This window comes from Pseudomonas sp. Pseusp18, assembly GCF_059506005.1.
Genome location: NZ_CP169240.1, coordinates 1643752 through 1668207, shown reverse-complemented (window position 1 = coordinate 1668207; position 24456 = coordinate 1643752). Strand labels below are relative to the sequence as shown.

Genomic DNA, 24456 nt, shown 5'->3' with positions numbered 1-24456 from the left:
GTATCGGGGTAGTAAGTCTTGAAAAAATGCAGGATTTTCAATGTTTGCGCCCCAGAAACTTCGCGGGAACTCCAACATAGGTACCGGCCTGCTCCAGATTACGATGAGCGCACGCACCGGCGCCCAGCATGACATCGTCTGTTATCTGCAGTCCATCGATCACCGTTGAGCCAGCCCCCAGGAAGCAGCGATCACCAACACGACTGCGACCCGCAACTACAGCACCGACGGAAATGTGGTTGTAGTCACCCACTGTGCAGTCATGCTCAACGATCGCGCCGGTGTTTATAATACAGCCGCGTCCCACCGATGCCATCGGTCCAACATGTGCGTGATGAGCAATAAAACTACCTTCACCGATTTGGGCCCCGACGCCTATCGTGGCCCTGGAGGAGATGAGTGTCGCTAACCGCCATCCTTGCTGAATGACCCATTCACACTGCTCTATTCTTTTTCTGTTGTCGCCTGCCGCCGGCATGACTGACCAATCTGCGGGCAGCTCAAAGTCCACTGACGCTTTCACTGGAAACGAACAAAACGATTCGCCTTGTTTAGCCTTAGCGTCGATAAAACACAATTGTGTTATTCCCGATGCAAGCGCGACGTCAGCCACACTCCGGGCATGACCACCGAACCCCAGAATCAGCATCCCTGTGATTGGACTCATTATTGGCCCTCCGAAGGGCTACCGCCGCCTTCAGAAATAGCTTCAAGAACGGTGATATGCTCATTCACCACATCTGTCCAGGTACGCTGAATCAGGCCCTGATAGATATTTTTCTGTAGTGTAAGAAGCTCTTCTCGATGAGAAAGAGCCCATTCAATACGATGAGCCATATCTTCCCAATCAAACGGGTCAAAAAATGTCGTATCTTGCAGTTCTGGCTGATCAAGTATCTCCTCGGTAACCGCGATTCGAGCCATAACCACAGGAGTGTCTACCGACAGCGCCTCGGTGAATGTGAACGGGCACCCACCTTCGCTAAGGCTAGGGTTTACTGCCAGATCCGCTAACTTGTAACAAGCCGCAAGTTCCTGCACCGTCAAACCGTGCAAGCATAGAACATCGTTCTCCAAACCGTGTTCGGCAATAAATTTTTTGACAGCTGGATACCGCTCGGGATCACCGGTCAGAACCAGTTTGTGGCTGACATATTTTTTTCTTAAAAGAAACTCGTACGTCCGCAACAACATCAACAGGTTTTTGTTCGGTCTAAACTGACTCGCATAAAATATGAACTTGAACGAAGTATTTGCAAAGCCTACCGTGTAATTCTTATTTGAGGATTTTCGCATCGCACTAGCGAGAAGTGTTTGAGAGTAATGAAGCGAGGTGGCTTCCAGATCTGCAAACCCACGGGTTGTCACCCACTGGTTTAGCATATTCGGCGCATGATGAATCACCGCTACATTAGAAGCGCGTATCGAATACTGATCGACCAATGTCTCCCACTTGATCGCGTTGCTATAGGTAACGTAATGCTGCCCTGTCTGGATCGATCTACGGACATCCTCATAGGTCTGCAAAAAGCGTTCGCCTCCCACATTTGAGAACCCGACAGGGAAGTCCGATAGCACCACATCCGGCACACACATCAAGCGTGGACGATTTATTTTGTTGAAGGCTGGCCAGAATGCAGTAGGACTGTACCAGGCTTTCACATCAGCCAGGTTATCAATCAAGCGAAGCATCCGCTCCGACTCAATCCGCTCCATTCGCTTATAAAGCCGGAATATGAAAGCGTCGTCTTTCGGCTCCCCTACAGCCCCTTGAGCACGTGATACATAACGCCGAAACGGTCGCATCAGTCGTTTAAAAACAAACTTGAATTTTATGAAAAAAAGAACGATTAACGCCAACACAATGATTGGACTAAACAGGAGCAGAAGGCTGGCAAGAAAAGCGCCCTCTATCAACAGCAATATCAGCCCTGAGTAAGAATCGGTCGTCACCAATTGATGCTCAACGTGGTCAATGGCAGCTCTTTTAATCGCGGCAAAACCATTGGAAATTCTTTTAAGTATTCCCGGCTTCCGCTTTCGTTTCTTTCTAGCGATGTAGGCTTCGTAGACGCGCAACACCATCGGCTTTTTCGAGGGTGAGACTAATTCGAAGCGCTCTTTAGAGACACCTTCGCTGTGAAATAGATCTTCAAGCCCCTCTTTTGACCAACTGGGGCATACAAGTACAAAACGGATATCTTCTCGGTCCCCTGCCCCTTTCAAGAAGGCAGCCAGGTATCTACCCAATCCTTCGTGACGAAGATCTAAACCTGGTGCGTACGCCAGGTAGATACCATATTTTTTTATAGACACTCTCGTATGACTCCCCAATATTGTGCCGCCAACTTCTCAACGCCTTGTTCTGCCAATACCTCAGGCGATGGAAGCAGGGCCTTCTTGGACAAGTAAGTCAATTCCATTTCTTTCAGCTTATGTGCCATCTCTTTATAATCGGCAGCATTCATCCACGACAACTGCAGTGAAAATTGAACATCCATCTCATGCATAGCTGGATAATTACTACTCAAAGCTGGCACGCCTAAGCTAGCCGCTTCAACAACACTGAAGGTGCCGTTATCAATTTTACCTGCATGCCATAAAAACGTAGCATTTGCCAAAGCACAGCGATACTCAAAGTCCGGGAGTTCGCCGAGCCATTTAACTTTTTCCTTTAACGCAGCGCTTGTACCAACGAGTGTAGACAGGGACTTAAGATGCGGCAAACCACGCTCTAGCAGATTCTCTGTATTCACACCCGTCACATGACAGAAAAACTGCCCACCCAGAGTTTCATAGTAAAACTTAAGAGCTTTCAATGCATTTTCATGATTTTTATGCGCACCAGCATTTGTTGTCCACAAGAAATACGGATGATCAGGTGTCGATACTATTTCTGGCTCAACTTTTGAAAAATCGGGAGCAAGCATAGGCACTTTGGCGATTCGATTTACTTCCACACCGGCATACTGAATGGCGTCCTGCTTTGTAAATTCAGTCGTAACAAGAACTTTCTGTGCCCTGCGCACGGCACTAATAAAGTTTTGATCGCCGTTTTTGGAAAGTACCTTTTCATATCGTTGAAGATAATCATAAACCATGAATATGCATGGTCGCAGAGGTACCAAGGGAGCCTGCACCCGATCAGAGACAACGATCCATGCATCACAATCCAAAAGCTGTTTGATACCATCATCCGGGACAATATATTTTACGCTGTCAGGTTCCCAGCCTTCGTGACCGGCATACCGCATAGCCCTACGTGCTGTTTGCGCATCGAGGGTTTTCCATTTAAATGTGCGCTGCTGAACCCTCTCATTCTTATCTGAAGGATCTTCCGACTGGTCGTCAGCAGACTTCAAATGCAAGAGCACTACGTCGACATCTTCTCCCCATTGCCTGCTCCCTTCATGCAAAGCTTCCGCCAATAACTTGGCTCCACGAAGGCTCCCCCCTCGATATTCGACAGGGACTACAACAGCAATTTTCTTACGTTTTATTGGCCGCTGGCTTTGTTCTAAACGGCTGACTTCCAACTCTTGCAGGATTTCTCTGAAACCGTTTATCCAAGCAGCTTCGCAGTTCTCTGCACGCATGGGCTCCAGCAACACTGCCTGGCTGCTGCGGACTTGCTCAATGAACGCTGAGTCATCATTCAAGATGCGACGGATTTTCTCTCTGGCTTCTTTGACAGACTCGCATCGGCCAGGAAGGGTCGCTCCCCCCATGCGATCGAGGATGCCACCACTCATGAAGATCAATGGCATACCGACACGAATAGCTTCGAAAGGATGATAATGAATATGGTTAGGCTCGCTTGAATGATAAAACATCACTCGCGACTCTCTCATATTACTTTCGTGCTCTTCGTTGGTGACAAACCCCAACACATTCGGATCATCCACTTCTATCGGTTGAGAGCCACCGATCTTGTATGGAAAACCTTGCATATCTGAGACAAATTTCTCATATACTTTTTTATAGTAGCTACTAAAACCAATATCCGGACATACAAAAAAAATGTGTTTCTGACTGCCATTCCAAACATCATTGATCCGGCAATCACTCAAACCCAGCGGTAAAAATGCCTTTCGTTTTTGCAGATACATGGACTCAGAATCTGCAAGATGCTCGTAGGCGATGCCTAACCAAAGGCGTCGCCCAAGTTTCTTTACTGACTGTGTACCCAAGGTCAGGATCTTGACGACTTCGGAGTAACTTAATGTTTTATCCAAACCATAAGCACGCCAGATTGCTGCACCACTGAATGATCGAGCAACCTCATTCATAAAGCCTTTTGAATGACAGATGAAAAAACACACATCAAAATATTTATTAGCGATTTCCCACGCCTCTTTCGAAGGTGAGACAAACCAATTTTGCGCGTTCAACACCGCCAGATCTTCGGCCGGAATAGTCAGATTGGCATCCTCTGAATAGTCTATGCTTGCCGAACGAAAACCGATTTCCTGTGGAAATGACTTAGGGAGAAAAAACTCTGTGACTCCCAAGGTTTTGAGCATCTGCAACTCGAAACGACGAGCCGCACCATGATTCAGCAACCACATGACACGAAACGGCTTAGTTTGCATCAGAAAGTCCATTTATCTTTTTGTATTCCGCTATAGCGTCTGTTATCTCACCATCGAACAACAACTCACCATGATGGAACACCAAACCCCGGGTGCAGATGGATTGCAAGGCACCAAAGTCATGAGAAGCCAGAACGAGTATTTCGGCCTTTTCGATCAAACTGGTAATACGTACTTTAGCCTTTGCCATAAAGTTGGCATCGCCAGCACCGATCACCTCATCCAGCAACAAAATGTCGCCACCAACCGTAGTAGAGATAGCAAAAGCCAGTCGTACCTGCATCCCGGCAGAGTACGTTTTAATCGGGTAATCAATAAACTCGCCCAGATCGGCAAACGCCACAATCTCGTCGATCTTCTCTCGCATGAACTTTGGCGACAAACCAAGCAGTAAACCACGGTAGAGAATGTTCTCACGCCCCGTGGCATCCGGTTCAAAGCCCAAGCTCAGATCAAACAGCGAACGAACCTGGCCTTGTACCACCAGTTCACCGCTGGAGATTGGATACAAGCCGGCGACCGTCTTGAGGAATGTGCTTTTGCCCGCGCCATTATGCCCAAGAAGCCCCACGCGTTCGCCGCTGACAATTTGAACATTTATGTTCTTGAGCGCATGAATATCAGCGACGTGATTGTTGGCATCTTTTTTTGAGAAGATATTGGCCAGCAAGGACTTTAATGAACGTTCCTTATAAGCCGCGGCCGCGTAATGAAGGTTGACGTTCTTTACATTGATCTGATTGATTCTATTCATTCTCATAGGTAAAAAATCACCTTCCGCTCTGCTTTGTAACCAACATACATTGCAATTAGCCCAAAGAACAAAGCAGTACCTAAACTAAATGTATAATTTGCAAGTGTTGGCCACTCCCCTTGCAGTAGCGGCGCCCTAAACAACTGTAGAATGTGATAAATCGGGTTGTAATCAACCAGCGCATGCAGCCCGCCGTTTTGAAACATTTTCGCTTCAAAGTACACCGGAGACACAAACCATAATGATTGCATCACAAGCCCAAGCGCATGGGGAACATCGCGAAAACGGGTGCTGATGTAGGATAGAAGTGTGGATACAGGCCACGCTATCAAGGCAACGACAGGGAATATCGTTAGCGTCGCCAACCAGCTCCATCCGAAATTCTGAGGCATCATGATTGCCACCCAGAGATAGAGCGAAACGCTGGCCAGCATGAGCACAATTGAACTACCGAGCACTGTTCGCAAGGTATAAATGGCCAAGGGATGATTACATTGTTTAATGTAGGCATCCGCCTGAACGAAAGACAATGACCCGCCAATTGTATTAGCGGAAATAAACTCCCAAACTACGATTCCTGATAGAACATAGGGTGCGTAGGTTAATACGTCCGTATTGAACAGCCGGCTGAACACCAGCGTCAGGAGTATCGTCATACCCAATGGCTGGATAATTGACCACGTTACGCCAAAAAAAGATCGGCGCCAGCGAGAACGCAAATCAGCTAGAGCAAGATGCACCCAAAAGTATCGAGCAGCCCACACGCGAGAAAAATACGAAAACATTACTTCCCCTGAATAATTAAATTCGAAAGCCTGGACATTATTCGTCCTCTTTGAATTTTATGAGAATTGAGACTGTTACCAGCCTCAATCCCAACGCAACATCAGCTGGCAAAGTAAGCCCGAATTTCATCTACTACTTGCTGCACCTGTTCACGGCTCAGCGTCGGATAACTTGGAAGGTTCACCCCTCGCAAGCTGAGGTCCTGCGCTACCGGGAAGGACTCATCCGTCTTGCAATGTGGCATATGGTGAGCAGGAGCGAACAGAGGACGTGTCTCAATGCCCTTGTTCTTCAGATGATCACGCAATGCCTGACGCTGACTCTGATCATCCAACAGTATCGAGCACATCCAGTAGGAGTGACGAGTACCTGGCTGCTCTGCGTGCATCTGCAGCGGAAGCCCTTCGAGCGCTTCGCGATACCAGTCTGCAACCTGACGCTTAAGAGCGATGATCTCGTCTGCACGCTCCAACTGGGCAAGGCCAATGGCTGCGCAGATGTTGGTCATCCGATAGTTGAATGCCAACTCATCGTGCCAATACTCGCGGGTCTTGGACACACCCTGGCTTTTAAGATGACAGGCTCTCTCGTGGATGTCCTTGTTCTTGGACACCACCATTCCACCCTCACCGGTGGTAATGGTCTTGTTGCCAAAAAAGCTGAACGTGGCGACATCGCCAAAAGTCCCTACGTGCTGACCTTTGTACAGAGAGCCGAAAGCTTCTGCACAGTCTTCGATCAGCAGCAGATTATGCTCTTTACACAGCGCGACGACTTCATCCATGTCACACGCCAGACCGTACAAGTGCACCACCATGACGGCTTTGGTTTTCGGCGTTATGCGGCTTCGGATGTCTGGAACGCTGACGTTCCAGGTATCAGCCAGGGACTCAGCGTACACGACGCTGGCCCCGGTTTGCATAATGGTGTTGACCGACGCCACGTAAGTGAGCGTTGGGACAATCACCTCATCGCCAGGCCCAAGCCCCAGAGCGGCCATTGCCAAGTGCAGGGCTACCGTGCCATTGCTCACCGTGGTCGCATGTTCGGCACCGATGTATCGGGCAAACTCGCTCTCAAAGCGGGAGATGAATTCTCCGCGAGAAGAAATCCAGGTCGAATCAAGACACTGGTTTACATATTCCTTTTCGCGGCCGCCCAGAAAGGGCTGATATACCGGTATCATCCCAGTCCCCTTATTCCTGACCCTTGAAGTATTTAAAGCCGTGTTCAGCGACCAGCTTGTCGCGTTTGGCTTCACTCAGATCTTCACGCATCATTTCTTCTACCAGCTCAGCGAAGGTAGTACGTGGTACCCAGCCCAGTTTGGCTTTGGCTTTGCTTGGGTCACCCAACAGCGTCTCAACTTCGGCAGGACGGAAATAACGTGGGTCGACGGCAACGATGCATTTGTTGGTTGCGACGTCGTAACCTTTCTCGTCTACACCCTGGCCTTCCCAACGAATCTTGATATCTGCTTCTTTCGCTGCAACTTCAACAAACTCCCGAACGGAATGCTGTTCACCGGTAGCGATCACAAAGTCGTCTGGTGTTTCTTGTTGCAGCATAAGCCATTGCATTTCCACGTAATCACGGGCATGACCCCAGTCACGCAGGGCGTCCATGTTACCGAGGTACAGGCAGTCTTGCAGACCGACCTTGATACGTGCCAAGGCGCGCGTGATCTTACGGGTTACGAAGGTTTCGCCGCGGATCGGAGATTCATGATTAAAGAGAATACCGTTGCAGGCATACATGCCGTAAGACTCACGGTAGTTCACGGTGATCCAATAGGCGTACATCTTGGCGACGGCATATGGGGAGCGGGGATAGAAAGGCGTGGTTTCTTTCTGAGGAATTTCCTGCACCAGACCATAAAGCTCGGAGGTGGATGCTTGATAGAACTTGGTTTTCTTCTCAAGACCGGCGATCCGGATTGCTTCAAGGATGCGCAGTGTACCCATGGCATCAGTGTCAGCTGTATATTCTGGTGATTCGAAGGAAACGGCTACGTGGCTTTGTGCCCCGAGATTGTAAACTTCATCTGGTTGTACTTCCTGCACGATGCGAATCAAGCTGCTCGAATCGGTCAGGTCGCCGTAGTGCAGTTTCAGATCATAGCCTTTCTTATGCGGGTCGTGGTAAAGATGGTCAATACGGTGAGTATTGAACAAGGAGGCACGGCGCTTGATACCGTGTACCGAATAACCTTTCTTGAGCAAGAACTCAGCAAGGTAAGCACCATCTTGACCAGTAATACCCGTAATCAACGCTACTTTCTTGTCGCTCATTTTTTCACCAATTTAAATTAATCAATCGAACAGTAAGTCTCTATCGGAGAGCCAACTTATCGCTGCCCCTCACCTTCCCTCTGGAAGTGAGAACCGTTTTTTCATTCCATATTTCTACTGTTCAGCAGTCCCTCAATTTCTTTAACTTTCAACGCCACCAGCGCTGGGTCTCCTTTACTTTCCACATTCAATCTCAACAGAGGTTCTGTATTTGAGCCTCGGAGATTAAATCGCCAGTCAGAAAATTCCAGACTGACTCCATCGGTTTGATCAAGGTGAGGCCCGTGAGGTAAATAATGTGCCAGGACCTCTTCCAGCGCCGCTGACACATCGTTCACTCGATAATTGATTTCACCACTGCATGGATAGGCGGCAATGCGCTCATCGACAAGCTGGGCCAGATTTTTTCCCGACGCAGACATTAATTCGGTCACCAATAACCAGGGAATCATGCCGCTGTCACAGTAGGCGAAATCCCGGAAATAATGGTGAGCACTCATCTCGCCGCCGTAGATCGCATTCTCCAGACGCATGCGCTCCTTGATAAAGGCATGCCCGGTTTTGCATTGTACTGAAACACCGCCCGCCAATCGAACCTGATCGATCGTGCTCCAGGTCAGTCTGGGATCATGGATGATTTTGGAGCCTGGGTTCTTCTTGAGCAGCATTTCCGCCAGCAGACCAACCAGGTAATAGCCCTCGACGAAGCGGCCATCCTGGTCGAAGAAGAAGCAGCGATCAAAGTCACCATCCCACGCAATTGCCAAGTCGCAGCCGTTTGCCAGCAACGATTGCCGTGTCAGCGTGCGGTTCTCTGGCAGAAGCGGATTGGGCACACCGTTGGGAAAGTTGCCATCGGGCTCGGCGTTGATGACCACCCATTCGAAGGGTAGCTTTTGGGCCAACTGCCGCAACACTGGCCCGGCAGCGCCATTGCCCGGATCGGCAAGTATTTTCAGCGGTTTGAGATTCGCAACGTTGACGTAACTGAGAAGGTGCTCAATGTAGGTCGTCTTATCCAGTTCGAATCGAACTTCGCCGGGGCTTGCAGCCAAGGCTCCCAAATCACCACTTTCCACACGGTCGCGTATGGCATTTAGCCCGGTGTCGCCACTGATAGGCCGAGATTCGGACTTCACAAGCTTCATCCCGTTGTAACCCTTGGGATTGTGACTTGCGGTGATCATCACTCCACCATCCGCCTTGAACGAGCTAGTGGCAAAGTAGACTTCTTCGGTGCCACACAAGCCGATATCGATGACGTTGGCACCTGCCTCGAGCAAACCACGTGTCATCGCCTCTGCCAGCATCGGGCTTTCGAGCCGCATGTCCCGCCCCAGCACAATGTTTTTGCCCTGTAGCTCGACAACCATGGCCCGGCCAATCCGGTAAGCAACCTCTTCATTGAGATCAGATGGCACTTGGCCGCGAATGTCATAGGCTTTGAAACACTGGGTTTTGATCGGGGTATTCATACCGCTCTCTTGCTGAGGTATGTGGAAGCGAAGCCGATTAACGGCTCTGCTTTCTCGTCAGGATGGAAATGCATCAGGACCAGCCCAGATGCAAAAAAGCCTGACCGGTGGAAATCCACCGATCCGGCTTGTAACTGCGACGGTACTCTTACTTATCGACGCGGCCGTAATTATCTTCAAAACGAACAATATCGTCCTCGCCGAGATAGTCACCACTTTGTACTTCAATCATCACCAGGTCTATGACCCCAGGATTCATCAAACGGTGCTGATGACCAGCACGAATAAACGTGGACTCGTTGGTGTTCAACATCAGCTCCTGCTGATCGTTGATGACCTTAGCCATCCCGCTGACAACGATCCAGTGTTCGCTTCTGTGATGGTGCATCTGCAAGGACAACGAAGCCTTGGGCTTCACCACAATGCGCTTGATCTTGAAGCGCTCGCCGTTTTCCAGGGTTGTGTAGGTCCCCCAAGGGCGATGAACGGTACGATGGAGCAAATGCACCGTGTGGCTGGCCGCCTTGAGCTGATTGACAATATGCTTTACGTCTTGGGCGTGATCTTTGTGGGCGATCATCACCGCGTCCGGGGTATCGATGACCAGCAGGTCCTCAACCCCGACCAGCGCAGTCAGTCGATCTTCACTGTTTACATAATTGTTACGGGAATTGTGGGACAACACCTCGCCTTCAAAACGATTGCCATCTTCATCAGGCTCGGTCAGTTCACTGACCGCGTTCCAGGAACCGATGTCACTCCAACCAATATCACAAGGGATGGTCGCTACCTTGGAGGAGCGCTCCATCAATGCGTAATCGATGGAGATGTCTGGAACCTCTGCGAATGCATCGGCATCGAGTGCCAGGCAACGATACTTGTCAGAGATGGTAAGGCGCGAGCTTTCAATGGTTTTACTGACAGCTTCCACCACGTCCGGGGCATGCTGACGAAGCTCTTCCAACACAGTGCCAACCCGGAAGCAGAACATCCCGGAGTTCCAATAGTAGTTGCCCGCGCTGACGTAGCCTTCAGCCGTTTCAAGATTGGGCTTTTCGACGAAGCGCGCAACTTTCAGACCACCCTTCAGGGGCGCATCTTTTTGAGCTTCAATGTACCCGAACCCTGTTTCAGGATAGGTCGGCTGAATACCAAAGGTGACCAGCCAGCCTTCGGAGGCAAGCGCAACTGCACTGGCTACCGCCGCCGCAAATGCTTTTTCGTCTTTGATCAGGTGGTCTGCCGCCAACACCAACATTTGGGCGTCGGGACCATGCGAAGCTTCCAGTTGAAGCGCCGCAGCAGCGACGGCGGCAGCTGTATTACGCCCGAAAGGCTCAAGGATGAAACCTTGCGAGTGCTTGTGCGTGTTGACCGCACCGTACTCGTCTTCGGTCTTGAACAGGAGCTCACGGTTGGTCACCGTAAGAACTTCCACAACACCTTCCAGACGCGAAGCACGAAGGAACGTTTTCTGGATTAGATTCTGGCCATCTGGCAGATCCATGAACGGCTTTGGATGGGCCTCCCGGGAAACAGGCCATAACCGGCTGCCTACTCCGCCAGACAAAATTACGGGAATCAGTTCCATGCTCTAAATCCTTAATCCCCTTCCGGCAGATTCATCCAGAAAGTGGGCTCAGTTATGTTTCTGGTCATCCTTGCATCGTATGCAATGCAAGTTTTTTGCTCGAGTCGACCGAGGGTGACAGCCAAGCATCAATCCAAACCGGTTGATTTTACACCGAGTACGCCTCCCCCTCACTCGCTAGCTCGACCACTTATCCGTATTCCCGCCTCAATTTTTTGAGGCGATCTCGATAAGTCGGAGCCAGGAGTGCGGGCCCAATAAGCCTGAGGCATGCAGCACTGAATGGGGTCAGATAGTTCTGCCGGCCATTCTACAGCTAGTACCGGGAATAAATAACTCATGCGAAGGGCAGATACGAAAATCATTTGAAAACAAACGATTTCTTCAAATCGACATCAAAATAATATCAATCGTCAGCCACGATCAATTCTCACTCAAGCCTCGACAATCCTGCGCCTTCAAAAGCTTTTCCAGATAGGAACCATAACCAGTCTTACTGAGACGCACTGCCTGAGCCGACAGCTCAGCGGCGGAAATCCAGCCACTGCTGTAAGCAATCTCCTCCAGACAGGCAACTTTCAAACCCTGCCGCTTCTCAATGGTATGCACGAAGTGGCTCGCCTCCAGCAACGAATCATGTGTACCGGTATCCAGCCAGGCAAAGCCGCGACCAAGCATTTCGACTTTGAGGGTCTTCTGCTCGAGGTACGCACGGTTGACATCAGTGATCTCCAACTCACCACGCGCGGATGGCTTGATATTCTTGGCGATCTCGACAACCTGGTTGTCGTAGAAGTACAGCCCCGTCACCGCATAGCTCGATTTTGGCTTCAGTGGCTTTTCTTCGATACTCAAAGCGTGGCCGGCAGCGTCGAACTCCACTACACCAAAACGCTCCGGGTCCGATACGTGATAGCCGAATACCGTCGCTCCATGCTCTTGAGCGCTGGCCGAACGCAGATTGTCCGAGAAGTGTTGACCGTAAAAGATGTTGTCGCCCAGGATCAGACAGCAAGGATCCTTGCCGATGAACTCTTCACCAATGATGAACGCCTGCGCCAGACCGTCCGGGCTTGGCTGCTCAGCGTAAGTCAGCTTGATGCCGTACAGACTGCCGTCACCCAGCAATTTACGGAAGCACGGCAGGTCTTCAGGGGTGGAGATAATCAGGATTTCGCGTATACCGGCGAGCATCAACACCGACAGCGGATAGAAGATCATCGGCTTGTCGTAGATCGGCAGCATCTGCTTGGACACGCCGAGGGTCAACGGGTGCAGACGAGTACCCGAGCCACCAGCGAGGATGATGCCTTTACGATTTGTCGTGGTCATTTGTTCAGGACTTCCATAAGCATTCGGGTGACACCACTTTGCCAATCCGGCAAGTGCAAAGAAAAATTGTCGCGCAGCTTCTGAGTATTCAATCGGGAATTCAGAGGGCGGCGCGCCGGTGTCGGGTAGGCGGTCGTTTCGATCGGATTGATCGCTGTGACAGCAAGCTCTTCACCGTTGGCCTTGGCAAAACCGATCACATGGCTGGCATAGCCGTGCCAGGACACTTCGCCGGCGGCCGCCAAGTGATAAAGACCCGCCAGCTCAGGACGCTGCAACACTTGCTGAATAGCCAGCGCCGTCACGTCAGCGATCAGGTCTGCGCCGGTAGGGGCGCCGATCTGGTCGGCGATGACGCTCAGGGTTTCGCGATCCTTGGCCAGGCGCAGCATGGTCTTGGCGAAGTTGTTACCGCGAGCACCATAGACCCAACTGGTGCGGAAGATCAGGTACTTGCATCCCGAGGCAATAATCGCCTGCTCGCCGGCCAGTTTGCTGGCACCGTAGTGATTCACCGGTGCGACGGCATTGGTTTCTTGCCACGGCGTCAGACCTTCACCGCTGAACACGTAGTCGGTCGAGTAGTGAATCAGCCAAGCCCCTAGAGATGCGGCTTCTTCAGCCATAACCTGACTCGCCTGACCGTTCACACGATCGGCCAGCTCAGTCTCGGATTCAGCTTTATCGACCGCAGTGTAGGCCGCTGCGTTGACGATGACGTCGGGTTTAACCTGACGGATCGTCGCGCGCAGTGCATTGAGGTCAGACAGGTCGCCGCTCAAACCATCGACCGGATGACGGTCCAGGGCGATCAGTTCGCCAAGAGGCGCAAGAGAGCGCTGCAGCTCCCAGCCGACCTGGCCGTTTTTTCCCAACAGGAGAATTTTCATGCTTTGTCCGAACGGTCCGTGTAGTTCTGGTCGATCCATTGCTGGTAGCTGCCGCTCTTCACGTGAGCCACCCACTCAGTGTTGTTCAGGTACCACTCGACAGTCTTGCGTATACCGGTTTCAAAGGTTTCTTCCGGTGTCCAACCCAGCTCGCGCTGGATTTTGCTGGCGTCGATCGCGTAACGCTGGTCGTGGCCCGGGCGATCCTGAACGTAGGTGATCAGGCTGGCGTGTGGACGATGAGCAGAGTCTGGACGCAGTTCATCAAGCAGTGCGCAAAGGGTATGCACCACTTCGATGTTTTGCTTCTCGTTATGGCCGCCGATGTTGTAGGTCTCGCCGATCACGCCTTCGGTCACGACTTTGTACAGTGCGCGGGCGTGGTCTTCGACGTAGAGCCAGTCACGAACCTGATTGCCTTTGCCGTAGACCGGCAGCGGCTTGCCTTCCAGTGCGTTGAGAATGATCAGCGGGATCAATTTCTCAGGGAAGTGGAACGGACCATAGTTGTTCGAACAGTTGGTAACCAGGGTCGGCAGGCCGTAGGTACGGCTCCAGGCGCGAACCAGGTGATCGGAACTGGCCTTGCTGGCCGAGTACGGCGAACTTGGCTGATAAGGCGTGGTTTCGGTGAAGAGGTCTTCCGGACCTTCAAGGTCTCCGTAGACTTCGTCGGTGGAAATATGGTGGAAGCGGAAGTTGGCTTTACGCGCATCGTCCAGTGCCGCCCAATAGTGGCGTGCAGCTTCCAGCAAGGTGTAAGTGCCGATGATGTTGGTCTGGATGAATTCAGACGGACCGGAGATCGAGCGATCAACGTGGGATTCTGCGGCCAGATGCATGATGGCATCCGGTTGATGTTCACGCAGGACACGATCCACCTGATCACGGTCGCAGATGTCGACGCGCTCGAACACGTAACGCGAGTTCTGGCTGACTTCGGCCAGCGACTCAAGGTTACCGGCATAAGTCAGTTTATCGACGTTAACGACAGAGTCGGCAGTGTTGGAGATGATATGACGAATGACTGCTGAACCGATGAACCCGGCGCCGCCAGTTACTAGAATTTTCACGCGAAACCATACCCTTGAGTTGCTGACAGGGCCGCCAACCGCGCACCGTCTAATCCATGAATGCAAAAGCCATCAAGTCAGCCATGGCTTCTGACAGAGTCAGTCTGAACCGATGCGGGAATCCCCCCTAATCGGCCAAGCGCAGCATTTTACAGCTTAATGAAGGTTTTACTAATGGATATGGACAAGCTGTGACGTCAACCCAACTCGCACGACGGGATTGTCACATCAGACAAGACGCTTGCGTGAGGCTCTGGACGCACGCCCCAGAAACCACCCCAGAATCGGTCCTATTATCATGCCGACCAGCAGCGCAATCACCATGATCAACGACACAGGTAACTGTGGGCCCGCCCAACCGAAGAACAGCAGGGACACGCGTTGCTGGTTCTCAAGAACGAACGCCAGGATCACCAGAACGAGCAACAGGACAAATACAGCGAGGAGTACGCGCTTGAGGTTACGCATCAGCGGCTCCTTGAAGTGCGGAAGCCGTCAAAGCCCTTCCTCCTCATCTTCGTTCACACGATCGCGCAGTTCCTTGCCTGGCTTGAAATGCGGAACAAACTTGCCGTCGAGGCTGACGGACTGACCTGTTTTTGGATTACGCCCCACGCGCGGCGCGCGATAGTGCAGTGAAAAGCTGCCAAAACCACGGATCTCGATTCGATCACCAGTGGCCAGACATTGGGACATTTGCTCAAGCATGGTCTTGATGGCCAGCTCTACATCTTTGGATGAGAGTAGCCCTTGATGGGTGACAATTCGTTCGATCAACTCCGACTTCGTCATATTTTTCCCTTCTTTTTCAAGCAGCTAGATCAGCGCTTCAAAGGTTTTAGCATGCCCCGAGTAATTTGAACAGCCCGAGTGTTGACATATTGTTCCTAGCAGCGAGATGCCCAATTTCAAGGCACCGGAACTCTGATTGAACCCACACACTCACCTGCAGATAACCAGCATGGTGCGTGTCAGATAGCCCGCGGGATTGAAACCGAAAGGGAATATATCTTCCTCCTTGGCGTCATCAGACCTCACAATGACTTTATAACCTGCCCCTTTACACTCCTTGGCCGCTCGCTTGTGACACCTCTCCCATCCTGAGCCCAATCCCGAACAATCGACCTCTATACCACTGACGCCGCGCACCACATGAGTCTTGGCGCTGGTGGTACAACCTGCCAATGTCATTACTGCTATCACGACAATGAGCTTGTTCATTCACTTCCTTATGCCGGATGCGCAACCCGGCGGTCGTTCACTTCAGACTAAGCCTAGCCTTGAATAGACGATTGACCTGTATGAAGTTACAGACAACTTATGTAGATCATTGGTTTCACGAAAGAAATATTGCAGCGTCAGCACGCTTGGGATTCACCAAATCGCAGACACAAAAAAGGGCGACCGAAGTCGCCCTTTTTCTATGGTCTGACAGAACTCAGTTCTGTTTTTCCATTTGTGCACGCAACAGGTCGCCCAGAGTGGTAGGACCAGCAGCGATGTCAGCAGCAGGCTTGTCTTTCAAGCTCTGGATTGCTTCTTTCTCTTCAGCATCATCTTTCGACTTGATGGAGAGCTGGATTACGCGGCTCTTGCGATCAACGCTGATGATCTTGGCTTCTACTTCCTGGCCTTCTTTCAGAACGTTGCGCGCGTCTTCAACGCGGTCACGGCTGATTTCGGAGGCTTTCAGAGTCGCTTCGATATCGTCGGCCAGAGTGATGATGGCGCCTTTAGCGTCAACTTCCTTCACGATGCCTTTAACGATGGCGCCTTTGTCGTTCTCTTGAACGTACTCGGAGAACGGATCGCTTTCCAGTTGCTTGATACCCAGGGAGATGCGCTCACGCTCTGGGTCAACCGACAGGATAACGGTGTCCAGCTCGTCGCCTTTCTTGAAGCGGCGTACGGCTTCTTCGCCCACTTCGTTCCAGGAGATGTCGGACAGGTGAACCAGACCGTCGATGCCGCCGTCCAGACCAATGAAGATACCGAAATCGGTGATCGACTTGATGGTGCCGGAGATCTTATCGCCCTTGTTGAACTGGCCAGAGAAATCTTCCCATGGGTTAGATTTGCACTGCTTGATGCCGAGGGAGATACGACGACGCTCTTCGTCGATGTCCAGAACCATAACTTCCACTTCGTCGCCGACTTGTACGACTTTCGAAGGGTGGATGTTCTTGTTGGTCCAGTCCATTTCGGAAACGTGTACCAGACCTTCAACGCCTTCTTCCAGCTCAGCGAAGCAGCCGTAGTCGGTCAGGTTGGTTACACGAGCGGTAACGCGAGTGCTTTCTGGGTAACGGGCTTTGATAGCAACCCATGGATCTTCGCCCAGTTGCTTGAGGCCCAGGGAAACACGATTGCGCTCGCGATCGTACTTCAGAACCTTGACATCGATCTCGTCGCCAACGTTGACGATTTCGGAAGGATGCTTGATACGCTTCCAAGCCATGTCGGTAATGTGCAGCAGGCCATCGACGCCACCCAGATCGACGAATGCGCCGTAATCGGTGAGGTTCTTGACGATACCTTTGACTTGTTGGCCTTCCTGCAGGGATTCCAGCAGAGCTTCACGCTCGGCGGAGTTCTCGGCTTCGAGGACGCTGCGACGGGAAACGACAACGTTGTTGCGTTTCTGGTCGAGTTTGATGACCTTGAATTCCAGCTCTTTGCCTTCCAGGTGCGTGGTGTCGCGCACTGGACGGACGTCAACCAGAGAACCTGGCAGGAACGCACGGATGCCGTTAACGTCGACAGTGAAGCCGCCTTTAACCTTACCGTTGATAACGCCCTTGACCACTTCTTCGGCTGCGAAGGCTGCTTCCAGAACAATCCAGCATTCAGCGCGCTTGGCTTTTTCACGGGACAGCTTGGTTTCACCAAAGCCGTCTTCAACCGAGTCCAGAGCAACGTGAACTTCGTCACCGACGTTGATGTTCAGTTCGCCAGCGTCGTTGTAGAACTGCTCAAGCGGGATGAGTGCTTCAGACTTCAGGCCAGCGTGAACGGTTACCCAGCGAGCTTGGTAATCGATATCAACGATAACACCGGTGATGATGGAGCCTGCCTGAAGGTTCAGGGTTTTTAGGCTTTCTTCAAAGAGTTCCGCAAAGCTTTCGCTCATTTTAATTCCTGTTGATAAGGGCGAAGAATACGCCCATCTCCACATCCCAGACGATGTGGGTTAGTTTCATTTAAAAGAAGCTCCGCAGGACTATGACTGGTCCCCTGCGGCCCTCTTGGTCACCCGGCGATATCGCGAATGGCGATCTCGCTCATGATGCGTTCCAGCACCTGATCGATGGATAATTCCGTGGAATCCAGCTGTATGGCGTCAGCCGCCGGTTTGAGCGGGGCTACCGCTCGCTGGGTGTCACGCTCATCGCGCGCACGTATCTCATCTAGCAGACTCGACAGACTAACACCATCGACTTTGCCCTTCAACTGCAAGTAACGTCGGCGCGCACGCTCTTCGGCACTGGCAGTGAGGAAAATCTTCAAGGGCGCGCCGGGAAATACCACCGTACCCATGTCGCGACCATCGGCCACCAGACCCGGCGCCTCCTGAAAAGCCCGCTGACGCTGCAGCAACGCCTCGCGAACCGCAGGCAAGGCGGCGACCTGCGAGGCACCCGAGCCGACACTCTCGGTACGGATCACATCGCTGACTTCATCGCCTTCCAGAATAATGCGCTGCAACTGACCGTCGGTCGCCGCAATGAACTGCACATCCAGATGAGCGGCGAGCTTCTTGAGCAATTCCTCATTGGTCAGGTCGACGCCATGGTTATGCGCGGCGAAAGCCAGCAATCGATAAAGTGCACCGGAATCCAGCAGGTTCCAGCCCAGGCGCTTGGCCAGAATCCCGGCGACAGTACCTTTGCCAGAGCCGCTTGGCCCATCAATAGTGATGACCGGTGCAATGCTGATCACGACTGAGCCTCTTGTGCAACACGGATACCGACCTGCGCGCACAGCGCGAGGAAGTTCGGGAACGAGGTCGCGACGTTGGCGCAATCATGGATGCGGATCGGCGCAGTGGCGCGCAGTGAAGCCACGCTGAAGGCCATGGCAATCCGGTGATCGCCGTGACCGTGCACTTCGCCGCCGCCGATCTGGCCGCCGTCGATGATGAGGCCGTCCGGAGTGGGCTCGCACTTGACGCCCAGCGCCAGCAGACCGTCCGCCATGACCTGGATCCGGTCCGATTCCTTCACGCGCAACTCTTCGGCACCACGCAGCACAGTGCGACCTTCGGCACATGCAGCCGCCACGAACAGCACCGGAAACTCGTCGATAGCCAGTGGAACCAGCGCTTCGGGAATCTCGATACCTTTGAGTTTAGCTGCCCGTACGCGCAGGTCGGCTACCGGCTCGCCACCGACTTCACGCTGGTTTTCCAGAGTGATGTCAGCACCCATCAGACGCAGGATGTCGATTACGCCGGTACGGGTCGGATTGATACCGACGTGTTCGAGCACCAACTCCGAACCTTCGGCAATCGACGCCGCCACCAGGAAGAACGCCGACGACGAGATATCGCCCGGCACCTCAATGTGGGTCGCGGTCAGATTGTGGCCGGACTCGACCGAGGCCGTCGCCCCGTTAACGGTCACCGGGTAGCCGAAGCCACGCAGCATGCGTTCGGTGTGGTCGCGAGTCGGTGCCGGCTCGGTGACCGTGGTCTTGCCTTCGGCATACAGACCCGCCAGCAGCAGGCAGGATTTAACCTGGGCACTGGCCATCGGCATGGTGTAAGTCAGGCCCTTGAGCTTGTTGCCGCCACGAATGGTCATCGGTGGACGACCGTCAGCGGCGGTCTCGATCACGGCGCCCATTTCACGCAGCGGATTGGCCACGCGATTCATCGGACGCTTGGACAACGAAGCGTCGCCGGTCAGGGTGCTGTCGAAGTTCTGCGCAGCCAACAGGCCAGACAGCAGACGCATCGAAGTGCCGGAGTTACCCAGATAGATCGGGCCTGGCGCAGGCTTCAGGCCATGCAGGCCGACGCCGTGAATGGTCACACGACCATGGTGCGGACCTTCGATGACGACACCCATGTCGCGGAAAGCTTGCAGGGTCGCCAGGGCGTCTTCGCCCTCGAGGAAACCTTCCACTTCGGTGACGCCTTCAGCCAGGGAACCGAGCATGATCGAGCGGTGGGAAATCGATTTGTCGCCCGGTACACGAATCCGCCCAGTCAGGCGGCCACCAGGTTGTGCCAGGAAAATCAGATCGTTGGAATTCATAGCGTCCACATAGGCCCGGCGGGCCAGGATTTTACTGAAATGCTCGCGGGCAACCCGGGCGCGAGTGAACACGCCCAACAATTGGTGCCCATCCCCTGCATCGACCGCGTCGCGCAAGGCGTCGAGGTCGCTGCGAAATGTATCGAGTGTGCGCAGGACAGCTTCGCGGTTGGCGAGGAAGATGTCGTGCCACATGACCGGGTCGCTACCGGCGATTCTTGTGAAATCGCGGAAACCGCCCGCAGCGTAACGGAAGATCTCAAGATTTTCATTGCGTTTGGCCAATGAATCGACCAAACCGAACGCCAGCAAGTGCGGCAAATGGCTGGTTGCCGCCAACACTTCGTCATGACGCTCGACTTGCATGTGCTCGACGTCGGCGCCCAATTCGCGCCACAACCGATCGACCACTGCCAGCGCGGCCGGATCGGTCTGATCCAGCGGCGTCAGAATCACTTTATGGCGACGGAACAGGTCGGCATTGGAGGCCTCCACCCCGCTCTGCTCGGAACCGGCAATCGGATGCCCCGGCACGAAACGCGCCGGCATGCCGCCAAACGCCTCGGTCGCCGCACGCACCACATTGCCCTTGGCACTGCCGACGTCAGTCAGAATCGCCAGCCCCAGATCCATGCCCGCCAACAGCGCGAGCAGTTTCTCCATGGCCAGGATCGGCACCGCCAACTGAATCACGTCCGCGCCCTGGCAAGCCACCACCAGGTCTTCTTCGCAGCGATCCACCACACCCAACTCGACCGCCAGCTTGCGCGACTGCGGGTCGAGATCGACCCCGACCACTTCGCGACACAGACCGCTTTCACGCAGGCCTTTGGCAAACGAACCGCCGATCAACCCCAGACCGACCACCACCAGGCGACCGATCATAGGTTCAGCAGATTGCAGTGCAGTGACATCAACCACGAGCCATAACCTTGGTCAGCGCCTCGAGGAAGCGGCTGTTTTCCGCTGGCAAACCGATGGTGATGCGCAGGTGATTCGGCATGCCGTAGTTGGCCACCGGACGCACGATCACGCCTTCGCGCAGCAACCCCTGGAACACCGGGGCAGCAACGCGACCCAGATCGACACAGATGAAGTTGCCTTTGGATGGAATCCAGCTCAGCCCCAACTCACGGAAACCTGCCTCTAGCTGCTGCATGCCGGACTGGTTGAGGCGACGGCTTTCAGCCAGGTACTCGACGTCTTGCAGCGCAGCACAAGCGGCGGCCAGTGCGAGGCTGTTGACGTTGAACGGCTGACGCACGCGATTGAGCACATCGGCGACGATGGCCGAGGACAAACCGTAGCCGACCCGCAGCGACGCCAGGCCATAGGCCTTGGAGAAGGTGCGCGAGACCAGCAGGTTCGGATAGGCCGCCAGATAGTCCAGGCCATCCGGCAAGTCGCTGCCTTCGGCGTACTCGATGTAGGCCTCGTCCAGCACCACCAGTACATGGGCCGGAACGTCCTGCAGGAATTCATCCAGCGCCTCGGCGTCGAACCAGGTCCCGGTCGGGTTGTTCGGGTTGGCGATGAACACCACGCGGGTGTCGGCATCGATCGCGGCCAGCATGGCCGGCAGATCATGACCCCAATCTTTGGCCGGGATCACTTTTGCCTGGGCGCCAACGGCCTGGGTCACGATCGGATAGACCGCAAACGCATGCTCGCTGAACACCGCGTTCAGGCCCGGTGCCAGATAGGCACGCGCCACCAGCTCCAGAATGTCGTTGGAGCCGTTGCCCAGCGTCACTTGGTTCAGCTCGACGCGGCACTGGTCGGCCAACAGGGTTTTGAGCGCAAAACCATTGCCGTCCGGATAGCGGGTCAGCTCGGCCAGCGCTTCGCGAATCGCCGCCAGCGCCTTGGGACTGGCGCCCAGCGGGTTTTCGTTACTCGCCAGCTTGACGATGCTGGCCGGATCGAGGTTCAGCTCACGGGCCAGTTCGTCCACAGGCTTGCCCGGAACGTAAGGCGAAAGTTGTTGCACGCCCGGCTGTGCCAGAGCGAGGAAGTTGCCACTCATTTGCTACCGCCCTTAGAGAACTGCTTTCGGGTAGGAACCCAGCACTTTGAGTGCCACCGCTTCCTGACTGATCTTTTCCAGCACACCTTTGACCAGCGGGTCGCGGTGATGGCCGACGAAGTCGATGAAGAACACGTAGGTCCATTTACCGCTGCGCGACGGACGGGTCTCGATCCGTGTCAGATCGATGCCATTGTCGTGGAACGGCACCAGCAATTCGTGGAGCGCGCCGGGTTTGTTGCTCATGGAAACAATGATCGAGGTCTTGTCGTCGCCGGTCGGCGGCACTTCCTGGTTGCCGATCATCAGGAATCGCGTGGAGTTGTCCGGGCGATCCTCGATTTTCTCGGCCAGACGGGTCAACCCGTAGAGGCCGGCAGCCATGTCGCCGGCAATCGCCGCCGAGTTCCACTCACCCTTGACCCGCTTGGCCGCTTCGGCGTTGCTGGACACCGCCACGCGCTCGACATTCGGGTAATGGGCGTCCAGCCACTTGCGGCACTGGGCCAGGGATTGGGCATGGGAATAGATGCGGCTGATGCTGTCGGTCTTGGTGTTTTCGCCAACCAACAGGTGATGGTGAATGCGCAGCTCGACTTCGCCACAGATCACCATGTCGTGTTCGAGGAAGCTGTCGAGGGTGTGGTTGACCGCGCCTTCGGTGGAGTTTTCCACCGGGACCACGCCAAAGTTCACCGCACCGGCCGCCACTTCACGGAACACTTCGTCGATCGCCGCCATTGGCTTGCTGATCACCGCGTGACCGAAGTGCTTCATGGCCGCAGCCTGAGTAAAGGTACCTTCAGGGCCGAGGTAAGCCACTTTCAGCGGCTGCTCAAGGGCCAGGCACGAGGACATGATTTCGCGGAACAGCCGCGCCATCTCTTCGTTACCCAGCGGCCCCTGGTTACGCTCCATCACGCGCTTGAGCACCTGAGCTTCGCGCTCAGGACGATAGAACACCGGCACTTCGCCTTCGGCCAGCGAGGCCATCTTTACTCGCGCAACTTCCTGGGCGCAGCGTGCGCGCTCACTGATCAGTTCCAGGACCTTTTCGTCCAGAGCATCAATGCGCAGGCGCAGTGCCTTGAGTTCTTGCTCAGACATTAGCCGTGTTCCTTCTCGAACTCTGCCATGTACGAAACCAGTGCGTTGACCGCAACGATATCGACGGCGTTATAGATGGAGGCACGCATGCCGCCCACGGAACGGTGACCCTTGAGGTTCAGCAGGCCACGTTCGTCGGCACCGGCCAGGAACGGCTTGTCGAGACGATCGTCGGCCAGACGGAACGGCACGTTCATCCACGAGCGGTCAGGCTTGTTGATCGGGTTGCTGTACAAGCCGCTGGCGTCGATGAAGTCGTACAGCGTGCGCTGCTTCACTTCATTGAGCTTGCCGATGGCTTCGACGCCGCCCTGCTCTTTCAGCCACTCGAACACCAGACCGGACAAGTACCAGGCCAGGGTCGGCGGCGTGTTGTACATCGAGCCGTTGTCGGCCGCGACCTTGTAGTTGAGCATGGTCGGGCAGATGGAACGGGCGTTGCCCAGCAGGTCTTCGCGAACGATGTTCACGACGATGCCGCTCGGGCCGATGTTTTTCTGGGCGCCGGCGTAGATCATGCCGAAACGCGAGACATCCACCGGGCGCGAAAGAATGTCCGAGGACATGTCGGCGACCAGCGGCACATCACCGGTTTCCGGGATCCACTGGAATTCCAGGCCGCCAATGGTTTCGTTCGGCGCGTAGTGAACGTAGGCCGCATCTTTCGACAGGTTCCATTCGTTCTGACCAGGCACAGCGAAATAGTCGTAAGGCTTGGCGGTCGCGGCAACGTTGACGTGGCCGTAGCGCGAGGCTTCTTCGATCGCTTTCTGCGACCAGATACCGGTGTCGATATAGTCGGCGGTGCCGTTTTCCGGCAACAGGTTCAGCGGAATCTGAGCAAATTGCTGGCTCGCGCCACCTTGCAGAAACAGCACTTTATAGTTCGAGGGGATATTCAGCAGATCACGCAGATCCTGCTCGGCCTTGGTGGCAATGGACACGAACTCATCGCTGCGATGGCTCATTTCCATGACCGACAGGCCCTTGCCGTGCCAATCAAGGAGTTCAGCCTGGGCGCGCTTCAGGACAGCTTCGGGAAGCGCCGCAGGACCGGCACAGAAGTTATAGGCTCTCTTGCTCACATCCAATCTCGCTCTGATTTGGTGGTATCACGCAATAAATCTGTAGGAGCTGTCGAGCAGAGCGAGGCTGCGATCTTTTAGTGCTGAGCGAAAGCAAGAGCCAGATCAAGAGATCGCAGCCTCGCTTCGCTCGACAGCTCCTACATTAAAAACAATTCCACAGTTCCCTGAGGACAAACAACAAGGGGGCGAATCT

Annotated in this window: 21 protein-coding genes; all 21 read right to left on the bottom strand. The window is 53.9% G+C overall.

The window, feature by feature from the left end; genetic code table 11:
- Positions 1 to 37 precede the first annotated feature (37 nt).
- Positions 38 to 667, bottom strand: coding sequence for an acetyltransferase (locus ACEN9A_RS07390; protein WP_018929837.1), 630 nt, complete (start codon positions 665 to 667; stop codon positions 38 to 40).
- Positions 667 to 2316 (bottom strand): glycosyltransferase, encoded by a 1650-nt coding sequence (locus ACEN9A_RS07385; RefSeq protein ID WP_258672858.1) that lies wholly within the window; start codon positions 2314 to 2316, stop codon positions 667 to 669. The genes ACEN9A_RS07390 and ACEN9A_RS07385 overlap by 1 nt, the downstream gene beginning before the upstream one ends.
- On the bottom strand, positions 2307 to 4592 hold the full coding sequence (locus ACEN9A_RS07380; RefSeq protein WP_019650506.1) for a glycosyltransferase: 2286 nt from the start codon (positions 4590 to 4592) through the stop codon (positions 2307 to 2309). Before ACEN9A_RS07380 ends, ACEN9A_RS07385 begins: the two co-directional genes overlap by 10 nt.
- Entirely contained in the window at positions 4582 to 5346 is a 765-nt protein-coding gene (locus ACEN9A_RS07375) for an ABC transporter ATP-binding protein (protein ID WP_495688582.1), read from the bottom strand. Before ACEN9A_RS07375 ends, ACEN9A_RS07380 begins: the two co-directional genes overlap by 11 nt.
- A gap of 2 nt (positions 5347 to 5348) precedes the next feature.
- Positions 5349 to 6131, bottom strand: a complete 783-nt coding sequence (locus tag ACEN9A_RS07370) for an ABC transporter permease (RefSeq protein ID WP_026286697.1) — start codon at positions 6129 to 6131, stop codon at positions 5349 to 5351.
- Between the two features lie 101 nt (positions 6132 to 6232).
- The gene (locus ACEN9A_RS07365) at positions 6233 to 7318 is read right to left on the bottom strand and encodes a DegT/DnrJ/EryC1/StrS family aminotransferase (protein WP_019650505.1); all 1086 of its coding nucleotides are present in this window, start codon (positions 7316 to 7318) and stop codon (positions 6233 to 6235) included.
- A gap of 10 nt (positions 7319 to 7328) precedes the next feature.
- Positions 7329 to 8423 (bottom strand): GDP-mannose 4,6-dehydratase, encoded by a 1095-nt coding sequence (gene gmd / locus ACEN9A_RS07360; protein WP_018929843.1) that lies wholly within the window; start codon positions 8421 to 8423, stop codon positions 7329 to 7331.
- 101 nt (positions 8424 to 8524) lie between these two features.
- Positions 8525 to 9898 (bottom strand): phosphohexomutase domain-containing protein, encoded by a 1374-nt coding sequence (locus tag ACEN9A_RS07355; RefSeq protein WP_258672857.1) that lies wholly within the window; start codon positions 9896 to 9898, stop codon positions 8525 to 8527.
- Between the two features lie 148 nt (positions 9899 to 10046).
- A complete protein-coding gene (locus ACEN9A_RS07350; protein ID WP_026345962.1) occupies positions 10047 to 11489 on the bottom strand; it encodes a mannose-1-phosphate guanylyltransferase/mannose-6-phosphate isomerase in 1443 nt (480 codons plus the stop codon).
- A gap of 423 nt (positions 11490 to 11912) precedes the next feature.
- Positions 11913 to 12821 carry a glucose-1-phosphate thymidylyltransferase RfbA gene (rfbA, locus tag ACEN9A_RS07345; RefSeq protein ID WP_019650502.1) on the bottom strand — a complete coding sequence of 303 codons (909 nt, stop codon included), beginning with the start codon at positions 12819 to 12821 and terminating at the stop codon, positions 11913 to 11915.
- The gene (rfbD, locus tag ACEN9A_RS07340) at positions 12818 to 13711 is read right to left on the bottom strand and encodes a dTDP-4-dehydrorhamnose reductase (RefSeq protein ID WP_018929847.1); all 894 of its coding nucleotides are present in this window, start codon (positions 13709 to 13711) and stop codon (positions 12818 to 12820) included. Before rfbD ends, rfbA begins: the two co-directional genes overlap by 4 nt.
- Positions 13708 to 14784, bottom strand: coding sequence for a dTDP-glucose 4,6-dehydratase (gene rfbB / locus ACEN9A_RS07335; protein WP_019650500.1), 1077 nt, complete (start codon positions 14782 to 14784; stop codon positions 13708 to 13710). Before rfbB ends, rfbD begins: the two co-directional genes overlap by 4 nt.
- Positions 14785 to 15012: 228 nt before the next feature.
- Positions 15013 to 15252: a LapA family protein gene (locus ACEN9A_RS07330; protein WP_019650499.1), complete on the bottom strand. Its 240-nt coding sequence runs from the start codon at positions 15250 to 15252 to the stop codon at positions 15013 to 15015.
- A gap of 27 nt (positions 15253 to 15279) precedes the next feature.
- Positions 15280 to 15576: an integration host factor subunit beta gene (gene ihfB, locus ACEN9A_RS07325; protein WP_003369729.1), complete on the bottom strand. Its 297-nt coding sequence runs from the start codon at positions 15574 to 15576 to the stop codon at positions 15280 to 15282.
- Positions 15577 to 15726: 150 nt separating this feature from the next.
- Positions 15727 to 16005 carry a hypothetical protein gene (locus tag ACEN9A_RS07320; RefSeq protein ID WP_019650498.1) on the bottom strand — a complete coding sequence of 93 codons (279 nt, stop codon included), beginning with the start codon at positions 16003 to 16005 and terminating at the stop codon, positions 15727 to 15729.
- 217 nt (positions 16006 to 16222) lie between these two features.
- Complete coding sequence (gene rpsA / locus ACEN9A_RS07315) at positions 16223 to 17914, bottom strand: 30S ribosomal protein S1 (protein ID WP_018929851.1); 1692 nt, start codon at positions 17912 to 17914, stop codon at positions 16223 to 16225.
- A 119-nt stretch (positions 17915 to 18033) separates the two neighbouring features.
- The gene (gene cmk / locus ACEN9A_RS07310) at positions 18034 to 18723 is read right to left on the bottom strand and encodes a (d)CMP kinase (RefSeq protein WP_258672856.1); all 690 of its coding nucleotides are present in this window, start codon (positions 18721 to 18723) and stop codon (positions 18034 to 18036) included.
- Positions 18720 to 20927 (bottom strand): bifunctional prephenate dehydrogenase/3-phosphoshikimate 1-carboxyvinyltransferase, encoded by a 2208-nt coding sequence (locus tag ACEN9A_RS07305; RefSeq protein ID WP_258674150.1) that lies wholly within the window; start codon positions 20925 to 20927, stop codon positions 18720 to 18722. Before ACEN9A_RS07305 ends, cmk begins: the two co-directional genes overlap by 4 nt.
- A 28-nt stretch (positions 20928 to 20955) precedes the next feature.
- A complete protein-coding gene (gene hisC / locus ACEN9A_RS07300) occupies positions 20956 to 22068 on the bottom strand; it encodes a histidinol-phosphate transaminase (protein ID WP_230174513.1) in 1113 nt (370 codons plus the stop codon).
- 12 nt (positions 22069 to 22080) lie between these two features.
- A complete protein-coding gene (gene pheA / locus ACEN9A_RS07295; protein WP_007939916.1) occupies positions 22081 to 23175 on the bottom strand; it encodes a prephenate dehydratase in 1095 nt (364 codons plus the stop codon).
- Entirely contained in the window at positions 23175 to 24260 is a 1086-nt protein-coding gene (serC, locus tag ACEN9A_RS07290) for a 3-phosphoserine/phosphohydroxythreonine transaminase (RefSeq protein WP_019650495.1), read from the bottom strand. The genes pheA and serC overlap by 1 nt, the downstream gene beginning before the upstream one ends.
- Positions 24261 to 24456 lie beyond the last annotated feature (196 nt).